This is a genomic window from Catellatospora sp. KI3, assembly GCF_029948125.1.
GTDB lineage: Bacteria > Actinomycetota > Actinomycetes > Mycobacteriales > Micromonosporaceae > Catellatospora.
This window is the reverse complement of the sequence record NZ_JASAMB010000028.1, coordinates 1-16,603: the sequence shown is the minus strand read 5'-3', so window position 1 is coordinate 16,603 and position 16,603 is coordinate 1. Positions and strand designations below refer to the sequence as shown.

12 protein-coding genes are annotated in these 16,603 nt (G+C 71.8%); 8 read left to right on the top strand and 4 right to left on the bottom strand.

Features of this window, described 5'->3' with window-relative positions; translation table 11 throughout:
- Nucleotides 1–395: 395 nt before the first annotated feature.
- Nucleotides 396–929: a hypothetical protein gene (locus tag QEZ54_RS31505; protein ID WP_281308395.1), complete on the bottom strand. Its 534-nt coding sequence runs from the start codon at nucleotides 927–929 to the stop codon at nucleotides 396–398.
- Nucleotides 930–1,132: 203 nt separating this feature from the next.
- On the opposite strand from QEZ54_RS31505, the gene aceE reads away from it, so the two are divergent.
- Nucleotides 1,133–3,868: a pyruvate dehydrogenase (acetyl-transferring), homodimeric type gene (gene aceE / locus QEZ54_RS31500; RefSeq protein WP_348650595.1), complete on the top strand. Its 2,736-nt coding sequence runs from the start codon at nucleotides 1,133–1,135 to the stop codon at nucleotides 3,866–3,868.
- A 139-nt stretch (nucleotides 3,869–4,007) separates the two neighbouring features.
- Here aceE and QEZ54_RS31495 read toward each other — a convergent pair whose 3' ends face one another.
- Entirely contained in the window at nucleotides 4,008–5,807 is a 1,800-nt protein-coding gene (locus QEZ54_RS31495) for an ABC transporter ATP-binding protein (protein ID WP_281308394.1), read from the bottom strand.
- A gap of 81 nt (nucleotides 5,808–5,888) precedes the next feature.
- On the opposite strand from QEZ54_RS31495, the gene QEZ54_RS31490 reads away from it, so the two are divergent.
- From QEZ54_RS31490 to QEZ54_RS31480, 3 genes are read left to right on the top strand one after another with little or no spacing between them, the layout of a single operon-like run.
- The gene (locus QEZ54_RS31490; protein WP_281308393.1) at nucleotides 5,889–6,548 is read left to right on the top strand and encodes a ThuA domain-containing protein; all 660 of its coding nucleotides are present in this window, start codon (nucleotides 5,889–5,891) and stop codon (nucleotides 6,546–6,548) included.
- Between the two features lie 30 nt (nucleotides 6,549–6,578).
- Nucleotides 6,579–7,892: a M48 family metallopeptidase gene (locus QEZ54_RS31485; RefSeq protein ID WP_281308392.1), complete on the top strand. Its 1,314-nt coding sequence runs from the start codon at nucleotides 6,579–6,581 to the stop codon at nucleotides 7,890–7,892.
- A gap of 5 nt (nucleotides 7,893–7,897) precedes the next feature.
- Nucleotides 7,898–8,530, top strand: coding sequence for an MBL fold metallo-hydrolase (locus QEZ54_RS31480; RefSeq protein WP_281308391.1), 633 nt, complete (start codon nucleotides 7,898–7,900; stop codon nucleotides 8,528–8,530).
- 125 nt (nucleotides 8,531–8,655) lie between these two features.
- Here QEZ54_RS31480 and QEZ54_RS31475 read toward each other — a convergent pair whose 3' ends face one another.
- Nucleotides 8,656–10,347, bottom strand: a complete 1,692-nt coding sequence (locus QEZ54_RS31475; protein WP_281308390.1) for a stealth family protein — start codon at nucleotides 10,345–10,347, stop codon at nucleotides 8,656–8,658.
- 106 nt (nucleotides 10,348–10,453) lie between these two features.
- On the opposite strand from QEZ54_RS31475, the gene QEZ54_RS31470 reads away from it, so the two are divergent.
- Both QEZ54_RS31470 and gltX read left to right on the top strand, forming a co-directional pair.
- Nucleotides 10,454–12,028 (top strand): glycosyltransferase family 39 protein, encoded by a 1,575-nt coding sequence (locus QEZ54_RS31470; protein WP_281308389.1) that lies wholly within the window; start codon nucleotides 10,454–10,456, stop codon nucleotides 12,026–12,028.
- Nucleotides 12,029–12,112: 84 nt separating this feature from the next.
- Entirely contained in the window at nucleotides 12,113–13,546 is a 1,434-nt protein-coding gene (gltX, locus tag QEZ54_RS31465; RefSeq protein WP_281308388.1) for a glutamate--tRNA ligase, read from the top strand.
- A gap of 61 nt (nucleotides 13,547–13,607) precedes the next feature.
- Here gltX and QEZ54_RS31460 read toward each other — a convergent pair whose 3' ends face one another.
- Nucleotides 13,608–14,198: a copper resistance CopC family protein gene (locus tag QEZ54_RS31460; protein WP_281308387.1), complete on the bottom strand. Its 591-nt coding sequence runs from the start codon at nucleotides 14,196–14,198 to the stop codon at nucleotides 13,608–13,610.
- A 400-nt stretch (nucleotides 14,199–14,598) separates the two neighbouring features.
- Between QEZ54_RS31460 and QEZ54_RS31455 the strand changes: the two genes are divergently transcribed.
- Both QEZ54_RS31455 and QEZ54_RS31450 read left to right on the top strand, forming a co-directional pair.
- Nucleotides 14,599–15,237 (top strand): hypothetical protein, encoded by a 639-nt coding sequence (locus QEZ54_RS31455; protein ID WP_281308386.1) that lies wholly within the window; start codon nucleotides 14,599–14,601, stop codon nucleotides 15,235–15,237.
- A 42-nt stretch (nucleotides 15,238–15,279) separates the two neighbouring features.
- On the top strand, nucleotides 15,280–16,077 hold the full coding sequence (locus tag QEZ54_RS31450; RefSeq protein ID WP_281308385.1) for a hypothetical protein: 798 nt from the start codon (nucleotides 15,280–15,282) through the stop codon (nucleotides 16,075–16,077).
- Nucleotides 16,078–16,603: the final 526 nt, after the last annotated feature.

The window sequence follows — 16,603 nt, the reverse complement described above, 5'->3', positions numbered from 1 at the left end:
CACCCCAGGACAGAAGGCGCAAGACCACAGCGCCGGGTCAGGAGATGAGGTCTGAGCGCACGGAGTGACCGCAGGGCGCGATCGTGAAGGGCCACGGCGCCAGATGAGGTCTGAGCGCACGGAGTGACCGCAGGGCGCGATCGTGAAGGGCCACGGCGCCGCCCGACCCCGCACGCGCCTGGCCGACCTGACCGGTCGCCAATGCGACCTCCCCGACAATGCGACCGCACGACGCGATCACATCCGGCAGCCCGGCCGAAGATCACGCGTTCCGGTCAGAAGTGGGCTTGAGAGCGCGCGCAATGACCGCAGGTGGCGATCGACGGCGGGAAACGCGCCGTCGATCGCCACCTGCGGTCAGAAAACGCCGAGCCGAAGGCACCGGGCCAGGGGCTTCAGTCGCCCCCGCCGCCGTCCCCACCCCCGTCGCCGCCGGAGCCGCCGGAGTCCCCGCCGTCGGAGTCGCCGTCCGAGTCGTCATCGTCGTAGTCGTCGTCGTGGTCGTGGTGGCTGCCGCCGTGACCGCCGCGGCGGCGCCGCCGGCGACGGGCGAACAGCAGGGTCAGCCCGACCAGCGCGATGATCGGTGCGGCGATGCCCGCGACCTGCGCCGGGCCGGACGGGGCCAGGAAGGCGTAGCCGTCCATCCCGGGGATGACGTGCGCCGGGGTCGGCGAGTCGATGCGCTGCTCGACGTTCGCGCCGACGAGCCGCCCCTGGTGGCGCTGGTTGTCGTGCGACCAGGTGGCCTCGCAGTAGCGGTGGATGCCGGCGAACGGCGGCTTGCCGAGCGGTGCGGAGCAGCCGCGCCCGACGATGGACAGCGCGGTGACCGGATCACCGCCCACCTCGGCCACCAGCGGGAAGGTCGTGTTGACCACGAGCAGGCAGCCCCAGAGGAACAGGAGCAGGCCGAGGAGTCTTCGCATGCGCGGCACGTTAATCGATCAGATCCGCTGGCTTGCTGAACCCGTCGCCCATCCGACCCAAAAGTTACTGGTCAGTATGCGTGTCGCGGATCGCACCGAGCAGCGGTACGCGTGACGAATGCCCCGCCGAAGGGGCAGGATGGGGCGAACAGACAACTTCTGTTGGCAAGACCGACTATCACTACAACTACGAGGGAACGCCTGTGGCCACCGAACGCAAGCGCCCGGTGATCAGCGACGGCCTGCCGAGCCAGCTCCCGGATATCGACCCCGAGGAGACGGCGGAGTGGGTTGAGTCGCTCGACGGAGTGATCGACGAACGCGGCGCCAAACGCGCCCGCTACGTCATGTTGCGGCTGTTGGAGCGTGCCCGTGAACGCCAGGTCGGCGTTCCGCCACTGACCACCACTGACTACATCAACACCATTCCCAGCGAGCGCGAGCCCTGGTTCCCGGGCGACGAGAACGTCGAGCGCCGGCTCCGCGCGTACATCCGCTGGAACGCCGCGATGACCGTGCACCGCGCCCAGCGCCCCGGCATCGGCGTCGGCGGCCACATCTCGACCTTCGCCTCGTCGGCGTCGCTGTACGAGGTCGGCTTCAACCACTTCTTCCGGGGCAAGAACCACCCCGGCGGCGGCGACCACATCTTCTACCAGGGGCACGCGTCCCCGGGTATGTACGGGCGCGCCTACCTCGAGGGCCGGCTGTCCGAGCACCAGCTCGACGGGTTCCGCCAGGAGCTGTCGCACCCGGGCGGCGGCCTGCCGTCGTACCCGCACCCGCGCCTGATGCCGGACTTCTGGGAGTTCCCGACGGTGTCCATGGGCCTGGGCGGCCTGAACGCGATCTACCAGGCGCGGTTCAACCGCTACCTGCACCACCGCGGCATCAAGGACACCTCCGACCAGCGAGTATGGTCGTTCCTCGGCGACGGCGAGATGGACGAGCCGGAGACCCTGGGCGCGATCGGCCTGGCCGCGCGCGAGGAGCTGGACAACCTCACCTTCGTCATCAACTGCAACCTGCAGCGGCTCGACGGCCCGGTGCGCGGCAACGGCAAGGTCATGCAGGAGCTGGAGGCGTTCTTCCGGGGCGCCGGCTGGAACGTCATCAAGGTCGTCTGGGGCCGCGAGTGGGACCCGCTGCTGGCCGCCGACACCGACGGCGCGCTGGTCAACCTGATGAACACCACGCCCGACGGCGACTACCAGACCTACAAGGCGGAGTCCGGGGCGTACGTGCGCGAGCACTTCTTCGGGCGCGACCCGCGCACCCGCAAGATGGTCGAGCACATGTCCGACGACGAGATCTGGGGTCTCAAGCGCGGCGGGCACGACTACCGCAAGCTGTACGCGGCGTACAAGGCGGCGACCGAGCACACCGGCCAGCCGACCGTGATCCTCGCCAAGACCATCAAGGGCTGGACGCTGGGCTCGCACTTCGAGGGCCGCAACGCCACGCACCAGATGAAGAAGCTGACGCTGGACGACCTGAAGACGTTCCGCGACCGCCTCTACCTGGACATCCCGGACTCGGTCCTGGAGGCCAACCCGTACGAGCCGCCGTACTACAAGCCGGACGCCAAGAGCGACGAGATGGCGTACCTGCTGGAGCGCCGGGCGGCGCTGGGCGGCTCGCTGCCGTCGCGCAACACCAAGTACACGGCGCTGCAGCTGCCCGAGCACAAGGTGTACGCGGACCTGAAGAAGGGCTCCGGCAAGCAGAAGATCGCCACCACGATGGCGTTCGTCCGCCTGTTCAAGGACCTGATGAAGGACAAGCAGATCGGCCACCGCTGGGTGCCGATCATCCCGGACGAGGCGCGCACGTTCGGCATGGACTCGCTGTTCCCGACCGCGAAGATCTACTCGCCGCACGGCCAGCAGTACACCGCCGTGGACCGCGAGCTGTTCCTCTCCTACAAGGAGTCGACGGCCGGGCAGATCCTGCACGAGGGCATCAACGAGGCCGGCTCGGTCGCGTCGTTCACCGCGGTGGGCAGCTCGTACAGCACCCACGGCGAGCCGATGATCCCGGTCTACATCTTCTACTCGATGTTCGGCTGGCAGCGGACCGCCGACGGCCTGTGGGCCGCGGCCGACCAGATGACGCGCGGCTTCCTGCTGGGCGCCACCGCCGGCCGCACCACGCTGAACGGTGAGGGCCTGCAGCACGAGGACGGCCACTCGCACCTGATCGCGGCGACGAACCCGGCCGCGGTCGCGTACGACCCGGCGTTCGGCTTCGAGATCTCGCACATCGTCGAGGACGCCCTGCGCCGCATGTACGGCGAGTCGCCGGAGGACGTCTTCTACTACCTCACGGTGTACAACGAGCCGTATGTGCACCCGGCCCAGCCGGAGGGCATCGACGTGCAGGGTCTGCTCAAGGGCCTGTACCGGTACTCGTCCGGCCCGGCCGAGGGTCCGAAGGCGCAGATCATGGCGTCGGGCGTGGGCATGCAGTGGGCGATCAAGGCCCAGCAGCTGCTCGCCGAGGACTGGGGCGTGTCGGCCGACGTCTGGTCGGCGACGAGCTGGACCGAGCTGCGCCGCGACGCGGTCGAGGCGGAGCAGTTCAACCTGCTGCACCCGGACCAGCCGACGAAGGTGCCGTACGTGACCCGGGCGCTGGAAGGCGCACCGGGCCCGAAGGTGGCCGTCTCCGACTGGATGCGGGCCGTCCCGGACCTGATCTCGCGCTGGGTGCCCGGCGACTACACGTCGCTCGGCACGGACGGCTTCGGCATGTCCGACACCCGCTCGGCGCTGCGCCGCCACTTCAACGTGGACGCGGAGTCGGTCGTGGTGGCGGTGCTGTCGCAGCTGGCCCGCGCCGGTGAGGTGCCGGCCTCGGCGCCCGCCGAGGCGTTCCGCAAGTACGCGATCGACGACGTGAACGCGGCTCCGGCCGGCGAGACCGGCGGCGACTCCTAAGCAGTACCTGTCGCGGGGTCACGCCGTATGTGGTGTAGCTACACCACATACGGCGTGACCCCGCGCTGTATGTGCCGCTCGTAGCCGCCGCTGGGGTTCTGCTCCCGGACCTGCCGGCTGCTGCACCTGGGCTGGTGCGTCAGTCGGCCTCGACCAGGGGTTCGACGAGGGGTTCGACCAGGAACTGGTGGGCGGCGAGCTCGCGGTAGAGCGGGCTGGTCGCCAGCAGTTCGTCGTGGCGGCCGGTCGCGACGACGCGGCCGTGTTCGAGCACCACGATCTGGTCGGCGTCGACGACCGTGGACAGCCGGTGCGCCACGATCAGCAGCGTGCGCCCGCTGGCGACGGTGTCGATCGCGGCGCGCAGCGCTGCCTCGTTGCGCGCGTCGAGGTTGCTGGTCGGCTCGTCGAGCAGCAGGATCGGCGGCTTGGCCAGCAGCGTACGGGCGATGGCCAGGCGCTGGCGCTCGCCGCCCGACAGCAGCACCCCGCCCTCGCCGACCTGGGCGTCCAGCCCGAGCGGGGTGCGCCCGGCCAGTTCGCCGAGGTTGACCGCGGCCAGCACCTCGCGCATCTGCTCGTCGGTGGCGTCGGGGGTGGCCAGGCACAGGTTGTCGCGCAGGGTTCCGGCGAGCACCGGCGACTCCTGCTCGACGTAGCCGAGCCTGGCGCGCAGGGTGTCGTGGTCGAGGTCGCGGATGTCGGTGCCGCCTACCCGGATGCTGCCGGAGCTGACCTCGTAGAAGCGCTCGACCAGCGACAGCAGGGTGGACTTGCCCGCGCCGGACGGCCCGACCAGCGCGGTGCGGGTCCCGGCGGGGGCGCGGAAGCTCACCTCGTGCAGCACTGGCGCGGGTTCGGTGCCCTCCTGCGCGGCGTACGCGAAGCCGACCTGGTCGAATTCGATCGCGGGCGCGTCGGCCGCGGCGGCGCGGCGCGGCTCGGGCACGACCGGCGCCTGCTCGCTCTCCAGCGGGATGACCAGCACCTCCTCCATCCGCTGCAGCGCCCCGAGCCCGGCCTGCAGCTGCGTGTACGCGTTGAGCGCCTGCCCCAGCGGCATGACCAGGAAGAACACGAACAGCACGAACGCCACCAGGTCGCCGACGCTGATGGTCCCGTTGGCCACCCGTGCCCCGCCGACGCCCAGAACCAGCAGGAACGAGCCCTGGACGGTGGTCACCATGGCGGGCTCGACGATCGCCTGCAGCCGCGCGATCCGGATGCCCGCGCGGAACGCCTGCTCGGCGCTGCCGGTGACGGTGGCGGTCTCGCGGACCTCGGCCCGGCTGGCCCGGATGGTGCGCGCGGCGGTGATCGAGCGCTCGACGGCGGCGGTCATGTCGCCGATGCGCTCCTGGGCCTGCCGGGACATGCCGCGCACCTTGCGGGCGAAGAAGATGCCGCCCGACAGGCCGATGACCAGGCCGACCAGGGTCACCCCGAACAGCACCGGGTCCAGCACGACCATCGCGGTGGCCGCGCCGACCACCATGATCGCGCCGGTGACCGTCTCGAACAGGCCGGAGGTGACCACGGCGCGCAGCAGGGTGGTGTCGGCGCCGACGCGGGAGAGCAGGTCGCCGGTGCGGCGGCTGTCGTACTCGGCGATGGGCAGGCGGAGCAGGTGGGCGGCCAGGCGGCGGCGGGCGGTCAGCACCAGGCCCTCGGCGGTGCGCTGCAGCAGGTAGTGCCGCAGTCCGTTGATCGAGGCGGCGCCGACGAGCAGTCCGACCAGCCCGAGCACGCTGGCCGAGACCGGGGTGCCGTGCTGCAGCCCGTCGATGACGTCGCGGGTCAGCACCGGCTGGGCCAGCGTGCCGAGGGTGGTGATCAGGGACAGGCCCGCCACCAGCAGCAGCGAGGAGCGATGGGTGCGCAGGTAGGGCCAGAGGGTGCGCAGGCCGACCTTGGGCGCGCTGGGGGGATCCGCCGACATGTGCCGACTCTACCTGCCGACCGGTAAGCACGGCCGCCACCGCGGTGCCGGCGCGAGCGGCAGGCGTTTACCCTTTCCGGCATGCGCAGCGCGTTGATCGTCCGCGGCGGGGCCGGGTTCCACGACCCCGTCGGCACCACCGACAGCTTCCTGCCGTTCCTCGAGGAGCAGGGCGTCGCGGTCACGATCGCGGAGGACCTGGCCGTGTACGACGACCGCGACCGGCTGCACGCCACCGACCTGGTGATCAACTGCTGGACCTCCGGCGGCGACGAGTTCACCCCCGAGCGGGCGGCCAACCTCGACGACGCGGTACGGGCGGGCACCGGGCTGGCCGGGTGGCACGGCGGCATCGTCGCCGCGTTCACCGAGCGCCGCTACCAGTGGCTGACCGGCGCCTGGTTCGTGTGCCACCCGGGCGACTTCGTCCGGCACACGCTCACGGTGCTGCCGGAGCACGCCGACCACCCGATCACGGCCGGGATCGACCGGGTCGAACTCGACACCGAGCGCTACTGGCTGCTGGCCGACCCGCTCAACGACGTGCTGGCCACGATCACCTTCCCGGTCGAGGAGGGCGAGCCCTGGCAGGAGCCGGTGACCCACCCGGCGGTCTGGACGCGCCGGTGGGGCGCCGGACGGATCTTCGTCTCCACCGTCGGGCACCACCTGCCCGATCTGGACGTGCCGCAGATCCGTACCCTCACCGAGCGCGGCATGCTCTGGGCCGCCCGGCATTGACAGCACCCCACCGGGTGATCAAACTGCCTCGTGCCCTCCGCCAAGACCGACACCGCGACCCCCGTGCTGTGCCCGAAGTGCCAGTCACGCCTGGTCAGCGAGAACGAGGCGACGCCCTGGTGCGCCCGCTGCGAGTGGAACCTCGACCACTTCCCCGCCCCGCAGGGGCTCAACTGGGTGCTCCGGTGGCTGTACGTACGGGAGCGCCGCCTGGGGTTCACCTCGGGCACCGGACTCGTCCGCGAACTCGCCACCGGGCGGGCCCGGCCGACGCTGCGGCTCGGCACGGCCGTGCTGGTCGCCGTCTCGGCGGTGCTGCTCCTGCTGCCGCTCGCGCTGCTGGCGGGCGGGGTGTGGCTGATCGCCGCCAGCGGCGGGTTCGGCACCCAGATCATCCTCGGGCTGCTGCTGATCGCGGCCGCGTACTGGCTGCGCCCGCGCGTCGACCGCCTCAAGGACCTCAAGCACGACACCTATCCGCTGTCCGCCGAGAGGCAGCCCGAACTGTTCGCGCTGATCGCCCGGACCGCCGCGGCGGTCGGCGCGCCGATGCCCGACCATGTCGCGCTGAGCGACGAGTGGAACGCCTGGGTGGCCCGCGCCGGGGTACGCGGGCACCGGGTGCTCGTGCTGGGCATACCGGCGCTGGTCGCGCTCAGTCCGCAGCAGACGGTCGCGCTGCTGGCGCATGAACTGGGCCACCTCGGCAACGCCGACCCCCGGCGGCGGCTGCTGACCCGGCCGGCGTGCACGATGTTCGCCGTCCTCGCCCGCGCCCTGCGCCCGCCCCGCAAGGATGCCTGGGAGCTGCGGGTCGGCGGGATCCTGGCAGTGGTGCTGGCCGCCTGGCAGGTGCTGGGCGGGGCGCTGTGCCGGGTGCTGTACAGCGCGCACATCGGCATGAACCTGCTGGCCGAACGCACGCACCGGCGGGCCGAGGCGCTGGCCGACCTCGGTGCCGCGGGGGCCGCGGGCACCGCGGCGACGCTGGAACTCGTCGCGGACATGGCCATGTGGCCGGTCATCGCGCCGGTCGTGGACGGCCGGACGGCGCCGGGCGCGGCGCAGGCGCGGTGGCGGGAAGGGCTGGCGCAGGCCCGCGAGCGCAACGCCGAGCGGGCGCCGCGCCTGCTCCAGCTGTCCAACCGCACCGATGCCTCGCTGTTCAGCAGCCACCCCGCCCCGGGGCGGCGGCACGACCTGCTCAAGGCGGCCCCGTTCCAGCAGGCCGCGGTGGTGGTGACGCCCGAGCAGGCGCTGCGGCTGGACGCCGAGCTGAACCCGTACGTCGAGGCGCTGCGCGGGGAACTGGCCAAGCGGCAGCGCGACTTCGAGCTACTGTGAGCCGCATGCGTCTGATCAAGTACACCCACGCCTGTGTCCGGATCGAGCACGACGGCCAGGTGCTGGTGATCGACCCGGGCACCTGGAGCGAGGACGAGGCGTTCGCGGGCGCCGGCGCGGTGCTCGTCACCCACGAGCACGCCGATCACATCGACGTGGACCGGATCGCCGCCGCGGCGGCCGCCGATCCGCAGCTGCGCGTCTACGCCCCGGACCCGGTGGCGGCCCAGCTCGCCGAGCGCGGCGCGGCGGTGGTCACGGTCGCGGTCGGGGACACGGTCACCGCCGCCGGGCTGCCGGTGGAGGTCGTCGGCGGCCTGCACGCCGAGATCTACGAGGGCCTGCCGGGCTGCGCGAACGTCGGGTTCGTGGTCGCGGGCGACGTCTACCACCCGGGCGACTCGTTCTTCGTACCGTCCCAGCAGGTCCGCACGCTGCTGCTGCCGACCTCCGGGCCGTGGTTCACCATGGCCGGGGCGCTGGACTTCGTCCGGGCGGTCAAGCCGCAGCGGGCCTACTCCATCCACGACGCCATGCTCAGCGAGCGCGGCCTGGGCAACGTCGACCGCTGGGTGGAGTGGAAGGGCGACACGGAGTACGCCCGCATCGACCTGGGCGCCTCGGTCACCCTGGCCTGACCCAGTCCCCGCCGCACGCACGAGTGCCCGGCCACCCCGAAGACCATCGGAGTTGCCGGGCACTCGTGCGTATCATGGCCGCTCTTTCCCCTTATCGCCGGGCAACTTGAGCGATCTTGGACGGGTCAGGCGGTGACCTTGGGGTGGGCGGCGGCCGGGTCGCGGCGCTGCTGGGTGAGTTCCATCCGGCCCTGGGCGCCGGTCAGCTCCCAGGGCGCCTGGAACGGGAAGTACGCCGCCATGAAGTCCTTCACCATCCGCGCCTGCTCGTCGAGGTCGTCGAGCTCGGAGTTGGTGTCGTTGAGGCAGAACACGTCGGTGTTGCGCTGGCGTACCAGCCGGGCCAGCATCACCGGCGCGACCAGACCGCCCAGGTCGATGTAGACGTGGGAGATGCCGGCGGGCACCGAGCGGCCGGTGCTGTGCGCCCAGTAGTGCGCCAGCGACGACGGGATGGACAGGTCGCCGCGGTCGCGGAACTGGTGCGAGGCGGTCGCGTGCGACTCCTCGCGCAGCTCGGTCTCGATCTCCTCCAGCACGCTGCGCAGCAGCGGGTACGGCACGTGCCGCATCTTCTGGTAGACCTGGGTGCCGAACCGCGCCTGGATCAGCCGCCGGTTGTTCTTGGCCGCCACGTCCACCGGGTGGTCGGCCGGGGCGGGCGGGTTCAGGTCGACCAGCGAGCTGGACGGGAAGAACTTGGCCACCCCGTTGGCGAAGAAGAACTGGCCGGGCAGCACCGGGCGGCCCAGGATCATGTCGTCGTTGAAGTACAGGAAGTGCTCGGACAGGCCGGGCACCCGGTGCAGCCGCGACTCGATGGCGTGCGAGTTGAACGTGGGCAGCACGCCCACGTCGCCGAAGATCTCCCGGTGGGTGACCAGGGTGACCCGCGGTGAGGACAGGTCGAGCCAGCTCGGCACCTGATCGTCGGTGACCAGGTAGATGTGGTTCACCCAGGGCGCGAAGGCGTGCAGTGAGCGCATCGAGTACAGCAGCTCGTCGCGCGAGGTGAAGCGCGAGGCGTTGGTGGCCAGCCCGTTGAACGAGTCGTCGGCGCCCATCGCCTTGGCCTTGCGGGCCTGCCAGGCCGGGTCGTCGCCGTCGACCCAGGTGTAGACGACGTCGATCGGGAACCGCACGTCGTTGGGGCCGGGCTCGGCGTAGACGGCGCGGCTGCGGAAGCGCGGCTCGGCCGAGGCGGGCATGAACTGCGACAGGCGCTGCGCGGGTACGTGCTCGACCGGGGTGTCGACGCTGACGACGGTGCCGACCCGGTGCGGACGCGGCCCGACCAGGCGCGGGGCGTCCCACCCCGCCACCTTCACGGTGTCCCAGAACTCGATCTCGCACGCGTACGCCCCGTCGAGCAGCGCGTTGCCCTCCGGGCTGGTGACGGCCTGGTAGACCTGCACCACCCGGCACCGCTGCGGGCTGATGCGGCGGCCCTCGCCGTCCATGGTGCGCACCACCATGCCGGGTGCGGCGGGCTGGCCGCGCAGCAGGCGCAGCACGGCGGGCCGGTGTTCGACGCCGACCGCGACCGCGCTGCAGCGCGGGTCGATGTGCGGCACGCAGAAGTAGTCCAGCCCGGCGTCCTCGAGCAGGCCGAGCACGATCTGCAGGTTGCCGTGCCAGGCCGTCGCCGGGGAGGCGCCGGCGATCGCCACGGCGGACACCCCGTGACTGCGCGCCCGGCTCCGTCCGACGCCGCCGACCAGCAGCTTCGCGATGCGGACCCGCTGGCGCAGCGGCAGACGGCACGCCGCGGCTTTGAGCGCGGGGCGGGGCAGGAGGCGTTTGACAATCTGCTTCACAACGACCCAACATAAACGATAAGGCACTAAAGCTAGCGTATCGCCACAATAAGAACTTTTCATGTTCACGCGCTCGATGAGGGCGCATCTGCACAGGAGACAACGCGTGACCCGCCTATCCGTGCACGCCCCCGACCGGCTGACACGCAGCCTGCCGGTCACGGCCCCCGCGCTCGTCACCCTCGTCGCCGTCCTGCTCGGCCACGACCGGCGGGCGCTGTGGCGCGACGAGTACGCCACCTGGTACGCGGCGACCCTGTCCCCCGCCGACCTCAAGCACCTGCTGTCCAACGTAGATGCCGTCTTCGCGCCGTTCTACCTGTTCACCCGCGCGTGGATCACCCTGTTCGGGGACAGCCTGACCAGCCTGCGGCTGCCCTCGGCGCTCGCGATGGCGGTCACCGCGGGCCTGCTCGGGGCGCTCGGGCGGCGGCTGTTCTCACCCGGCACCGGCCTGGTCGCGGGCCTGCTGTTCGCGGTGCTGCCGTCGGTGTCGCGCTACGGCGAGGAGGCCCGGCCGTACGCGTTCGCGCTGGCCGCCACCGCCGGGGCCACCCTGCTGCTGCTGCGCGCCCTGGAGCGGCCCGACCTGGTGCGCCGCTGGGTGCCGTACGCGCTGACGGTGACCCTCATCGGCTGGTCGCACCTGGTCGCGCTGACGGTGCTCGGCGCCCACGCGCTCGCGGTCCTGGCCACCGCCGCCCCGCGCCTGACCGCCCTGCGCCGCTGGACCGCCGCCGCCGTCTGCGGCGGCCTGCCGGTGGTGCCGCTGCTGCTGCTCGGCCGGGGCCAGTCGCGGCAGATCGGCTGGATCGAGACGCGGGAGGAGTCGATCCGCTCGTTCGTCACCGCCGTGTTCGGCTCGCTGACCGTCGGCCTGCTGGTGCTGGCGCTGGGCGTGCTCGCGATCCGGCTGGCCGACCCGCGCCGCCGCCTGCTGCTGGCCTGGGCGCTGCTGCCCCCGGCGCTGGTGCTGGCGGCCACGCCCCTGGTGAACCTGATGCTGTCGCGGTACCTGCTGTTCACGCTGCCCGCGTGGGTGCTGCTGGCCGCCGTCACGCTGCGGCGGGGCGCGGCGCTGGGCGTGACCGCGTTCGTCGCCGCCGCCAGGGGCCGGTTCGCGCCGGTCACCCCGCGCAGCGGCCGTTCCTGGGCCGTGGTCGCGGCGGGCCTGGCCGTCCTGGGCGCGCTGGCGCTGCCGGGCCAGGTCGACGCGCGTACGCTGCCCGCCGGCAACCAGCCCGACCTGCGCACCGCCGCACAGATCATCAAGGCGCGGCTGGAGCCCGGCGACGCCATCGCCTACGGCGGCACCACGCACGGCGGGCCTCGCGTCTTCCGGCGCGGCATGGCGTTCGAACTGCGCGACGTGACCGCGCCCAAGGACGTGTTCGTCAGCGTCCCGTCCCAGGCCACCGGCACCTTCAACGCGGTCGAGTGCGCCGACCCGGCGGCCTGCGCGCGGGGCGTCAAGCGGCTGTGGCTGGTCACCTCGGCCCCGGACGGCAACCTGTACGGCTGGCTGCCGGCCACCCGCGCCGAGCTGCTGCGCACCGAGTTCACCGCGCGGTTCGAGCAGCGCATCCAAGGCGTGGCCGTGGTGCTGCTGGAGCGCTCCGGCCAGCCCCTGCCGCAGGTCCCGGCCGGGGCCGAGCCCGCCGCGCTGGCGCCCCGGCCCTAGGACTCAGCGCCGCCCGGCAGCTCGCGACCGCGCGCCGATAACCTCGTGGCGGGGTGACGGGGGTCGCGCCGTACCCTGGAGTCCGTGACGGTACGTGTGCGATTCGCCCCATCTCCCACCGGCATGTTCCATGTCGGCGGCGCCCGGTCAGCCCTGCAGAACGCGGTCTACGCCAAGCAGCACGGCGGCGTGTTCGTGCTGCGCATCGAGGACACCGATGCCGCGCGCAACCGCCCCGAGTGGACCGAGGGCATCCTCTCGGCGCTGGAGTGGATCGGCATCGCCCGCGACACCTACGAGGGGCCGCTGTTCCAGTCGTCGTACCACGCCGAGCACGCCAAGGCCGCCCAGCAGCTGTTCGACGCGGGCCGGGCGTACTACTGCGACTGCACCCGCGACGACGTGCAGGCCCGCACCGAGAACAAGTTCTCCGGGTACGACGGCTTCTGCCGCGACCGCGGCCTCACCCCGGGCGAGGGGCGCGCGCTGCGCTTCCGTACCCCCGACGAGGGTGTCACCAAGGTCGTCGACCTGATCCGCGGCGAGCCGACCTTCGAGAACAAGCTGATCGAGGACTTCGTCATCGCGCGCGGCGACGGCTCCCCGGTCTTCCTGCTGGCCAACGTGGTCGACGACGTCACCATGGGGATCACCCACGTGATCCGGGCCGAGGAGCACCTGCCCAACACGCCCAAGCAGCAGCTGCTGTGGCAGGCGCTTGGGCACGAGCCGCCGGTCTGGGCGCACGTGCCGGTCGTGGTCAACGAGAAGCGGCAGAAGCTGTCCAAGCGCCGCGACAAGGTCGCCCTGGAGATGTACCGCGACGAGGGCTACCTCGCCGCCGCCATGCGCAACTACCTGATGCTGCTGGGCTGGGCGCCCTCCGGCGACCGCGAGATCGTGCCGTGGTCGGTGGTCGAGGACGAGTTCCGCCTGGAGGAGGTCAACCCGTCCCCGGCGTTCTTCGACGAGAAGAAGCTGCGCGCGTTCAACGGCGAGTACATCCGGGCGCTGAGCGTGGCCGAGTTCGCCGAGGCGTGCACGCCGTGGCTGACCGGGCCGTTCCCGACCGAGCAGGAGCGGGCCGACCGGGGCTACGGCATCGTGGCGCCGCCGTGGGACCCGGCGAAGTACGACGCGGCCGTGTTCGCGCAGGTGGCCGAACTGGTGCAGACCCGCATCGCGGTGCTGTCCGAGGTGGTCTCCTACGTGGACTTCCTGTTCCTGGACTCCCCGCTGCTGGACGAGGCGGCCTGGGCCAAGGCGGCCAAGGACGCGGGCATCCTGCCCGACGTGACCTCGGCGCTGCGGGACCTGCCGTCCTGGGACGCCGAGTCGATCAAGAACACGCTGGTCGCCGTCGGCGAGGCGCACGGGCTCAAGCTGGGCAAGGCGCAGGCACCGGTGCGGGTCGCGGTGACCGGCCGCTCGGTGGGCCTGCCGCTGTTCGAGTCGCTGGAGGTGCTGGGCCGCGAGCGTACGCTCGCCCGCCTGGCGAAGCTGACCCCCGCGTCCTGAACCCGGACGCGAAAGGACCCGCCGGTGACCGGCGGGCCCTTTCGCGCGGGTACGGCCGGAGTCAGGCCTGACCGCGGCGCCGCTTGACCAGGTTGAGCAGCCCGCCGACGAGCAGACCCGCCACCGCCGCCCCGCCGATCCACGGCCACCACGGCTTGTCCTCGCCGCCGGCCGGCTGCGCCTGCGCCGGGCTGGGCGAGGCGGGCGCGGCGGTGCTCGGCGCGGCGCTCGGCGCCGCGGCCGACTCGGTGACCGGCGCCGGGCTCGGCTGCCCCGCGACAGTGAACGTGTACTCCCCCTTGACCAGGTGGCCGTCCTCGGAGGACACCTCGAAGGCCACCTTGTACGCGCCCCCGGCGGTGCCGGTGAACTTCGCCGAGATGGTCTTGCCGCTGATCGCGGGCGTCTCCGCCGCGCTCGCACCGTCCGGGCCGGTGACGGTGAGCTTCGCGCCGTCCTTCTTCAGCGTGGCCAGGAACTTCAGCATCACCTGGGCGGGCGGGGCGGCCACCGTCGCGTTCTTGGCCGGGGACGCCGACACCAGCGAGTTGTGCGCCCAGGCCGGCTGCGCCACCAGCGCCAGCAGGGCGGCCGCTACGGCTGCCACCAGGGCGTACGCCCAGGTGCGGGTGCGCTGGACGGGGTTGGTCACGTCGTTCTCCACTCGGTCGGGCAGGTCTGTCCGCGGTTGGTCGACGGTACCCGGCGTCTGGTTCCCGACGGGACGGACGTCACCTCGCTTACCGGCGGTCGATCGTCACTCGTGGCACATGTCACGATCACGGGCCGTCCAGAACGGAGGCACATCCGGATTTCGTGTCCTAAACGTGACTATCCATTCGGCAACTAGACGGCCCCTGCGCGAGTCTTTGACTGGTATCACCAGTCACACTGTTCTCAGTTGACGTGACCCGCCCCTCAGCGGGTACGGGTGACACGATCCGCCCTTCGGACGGATCTCAGGTGACCCCGCCCGCCCTCCGGCGGGCCGAGTCGTTGCAGCGAACGGGGCGAGCATGGGCCGGAGCATCCACCGGAAGATCGTCGCAGGGGTGTTCACCGCATTCCTGCTGCTGGTGAGCGCTCCGGCAGCGCACGCTTCGGCGCCGAGCCCGGCCCCGAAGCCGCCCAGGCCGTCGGCCAAGCCCAGCCCCTCCCCCGACCTGAAGCTCATCACGATCACCGGCGCGGGGATCACCGCCCCGCTGACCGTCAGCTCCGCCAGCGACCAGCGGGTGTTCGCACTACTGATCAGCGAGGTCGACTGGCTGGCCAGCCGCACCTCCGTGCTGAAGGCGCCCGCCGCCGACAAGCTCGGCCCCAAGTACACCGTGGTCACCACGGTCAACGGCGCGGCCAAGCAGACCTACGACCTGTACCCCGCCGCGGCGGGCGGCCCGCGCGTCTTCCGGCCCCAGGCCCAGCCCGACAAGCGCAAGGTCACCGCCGCCTGGTTCTACGGCCGCCTCAGCATGCCGTCGAGCCTGCGCGCCGTCGGCGTCGTGCTCGGCACCCCCGGCCCGAACGAGGGCGGGGGCGGCGGCGGCACCGTCGAGACCCCGCAGGCAGAACCCGACATCGAGGCGATGGTCGGCGACTGGCAGAAGTTCGTCGGGCTCAACGGCGCGGTCGTGGTGGTCATCGCCCTCGGCGTCTTCGCCATCGCGTACGTCCTGCGCCGCCGGGTCTGACCGGCGCTTCCGGTACCCGCGCCGGGACCGGATACTGACGCGATGCGACAGCTCCGCCGACCAATCCGCGCCCTGGCCGCCCTCGCGCTCGTCGCGTTCGGCCTGTCGGGCTGCATGAAGCTCGACATGGACCTCACCGTCAACAGCAACGACACCCTCGACGGGACCGCCGTCGTAGCGCTCGACCGCAAACTGCTCTCGATGGGCGGCCAGAGCCCCGAGAAGGCGTTCGACCAGGCCGGAGACACGGTCAAGGACCTGCCCAAGGGCTCCCGGACCGAGGTGTACGACGACGGGAAGTTCTACGGCAAGAAGATCATTTACGACGACCTGTCGTTCGCTGCGTTCAACTCCGGCGGGGCGGGCGCCCCGCGCATCGAGCACGCGAACGGGAAGTACACCTTCACCGCCGACCTCAAGACCGGCTCCAGCGACCTCGGCCCGCAGGCCGAACTGGCCCGGCCGCTCCTGAGCGGCATCCAGATCACCATCGCGCTCACCTTCCCCGGCGACGTCATCGAGCACGACGCGCACGCCCGGGTCGATGGCCGCAAGGTCACCTGGCAGCTCAGCCTCGGCGAGGACAACCGGCTGCGCGCCGTCGCCGAGGACGGGCCGGGGATCCCGTGGGCGGTCGTCGCGGCGGTCGGGGGTGTCGCGGGGCTCGCGGTGATCGTCGGCATCGTGGTGCTCGCCATCTGGCTCACCCGCCGCCACGCCGCCCAGGCCCCGGCCGGTGCTGCGGTACCCGCGTACCCGACCGACCACCCCTACCCCGACACCCTCCCCACCCCGACCCCGCCCACCCCGCCCTACCCCCACAACCCCCACCAGCCCTGACGCACCACCGGCCACCGACAGCGATCGCCCCCCACGCCCAAACCCCCGCCCCACAAGCTCACTGATCGCCGCCTGCGGCCAAAACCTCCGCCACGCAAGCTCACTGATCGCCGCCTGCGGCCAAAGTCTCGGCCCGCAAGCTCACTGATCGCCGCCTGCGGCCAAAACCTCCGCCACGCAAGCTCACTGATCGCCGCCTGCGGCCAAAGTCTCGGCCCGCAAGCTCACTGATCGCCGTCTGGTGTCAGAACCTCGCCCGAAGAGCCTGGTTTCGACACCAGACGACGATCAACCACGTGAGCAGAGACCGAGCCTCGCCTCGCCCCGGAGCGGGCTGGGCCGAACTGGGCCTGAGCCCAAGTCGGCTGGTCGTCGAAGTGGGCTGGGCATGGAGCGGACCGAGCCCGTGCGGGCTGGGGTCGGAAGCGGCCTGGGCTGACATTTTGACCGCAACCGGTGAGCGACTACTCCGCGGAAGCCGGAGATCGTCGTTTGGGGTCGAAGCCTCGGCTGGATCGCGGCGTCC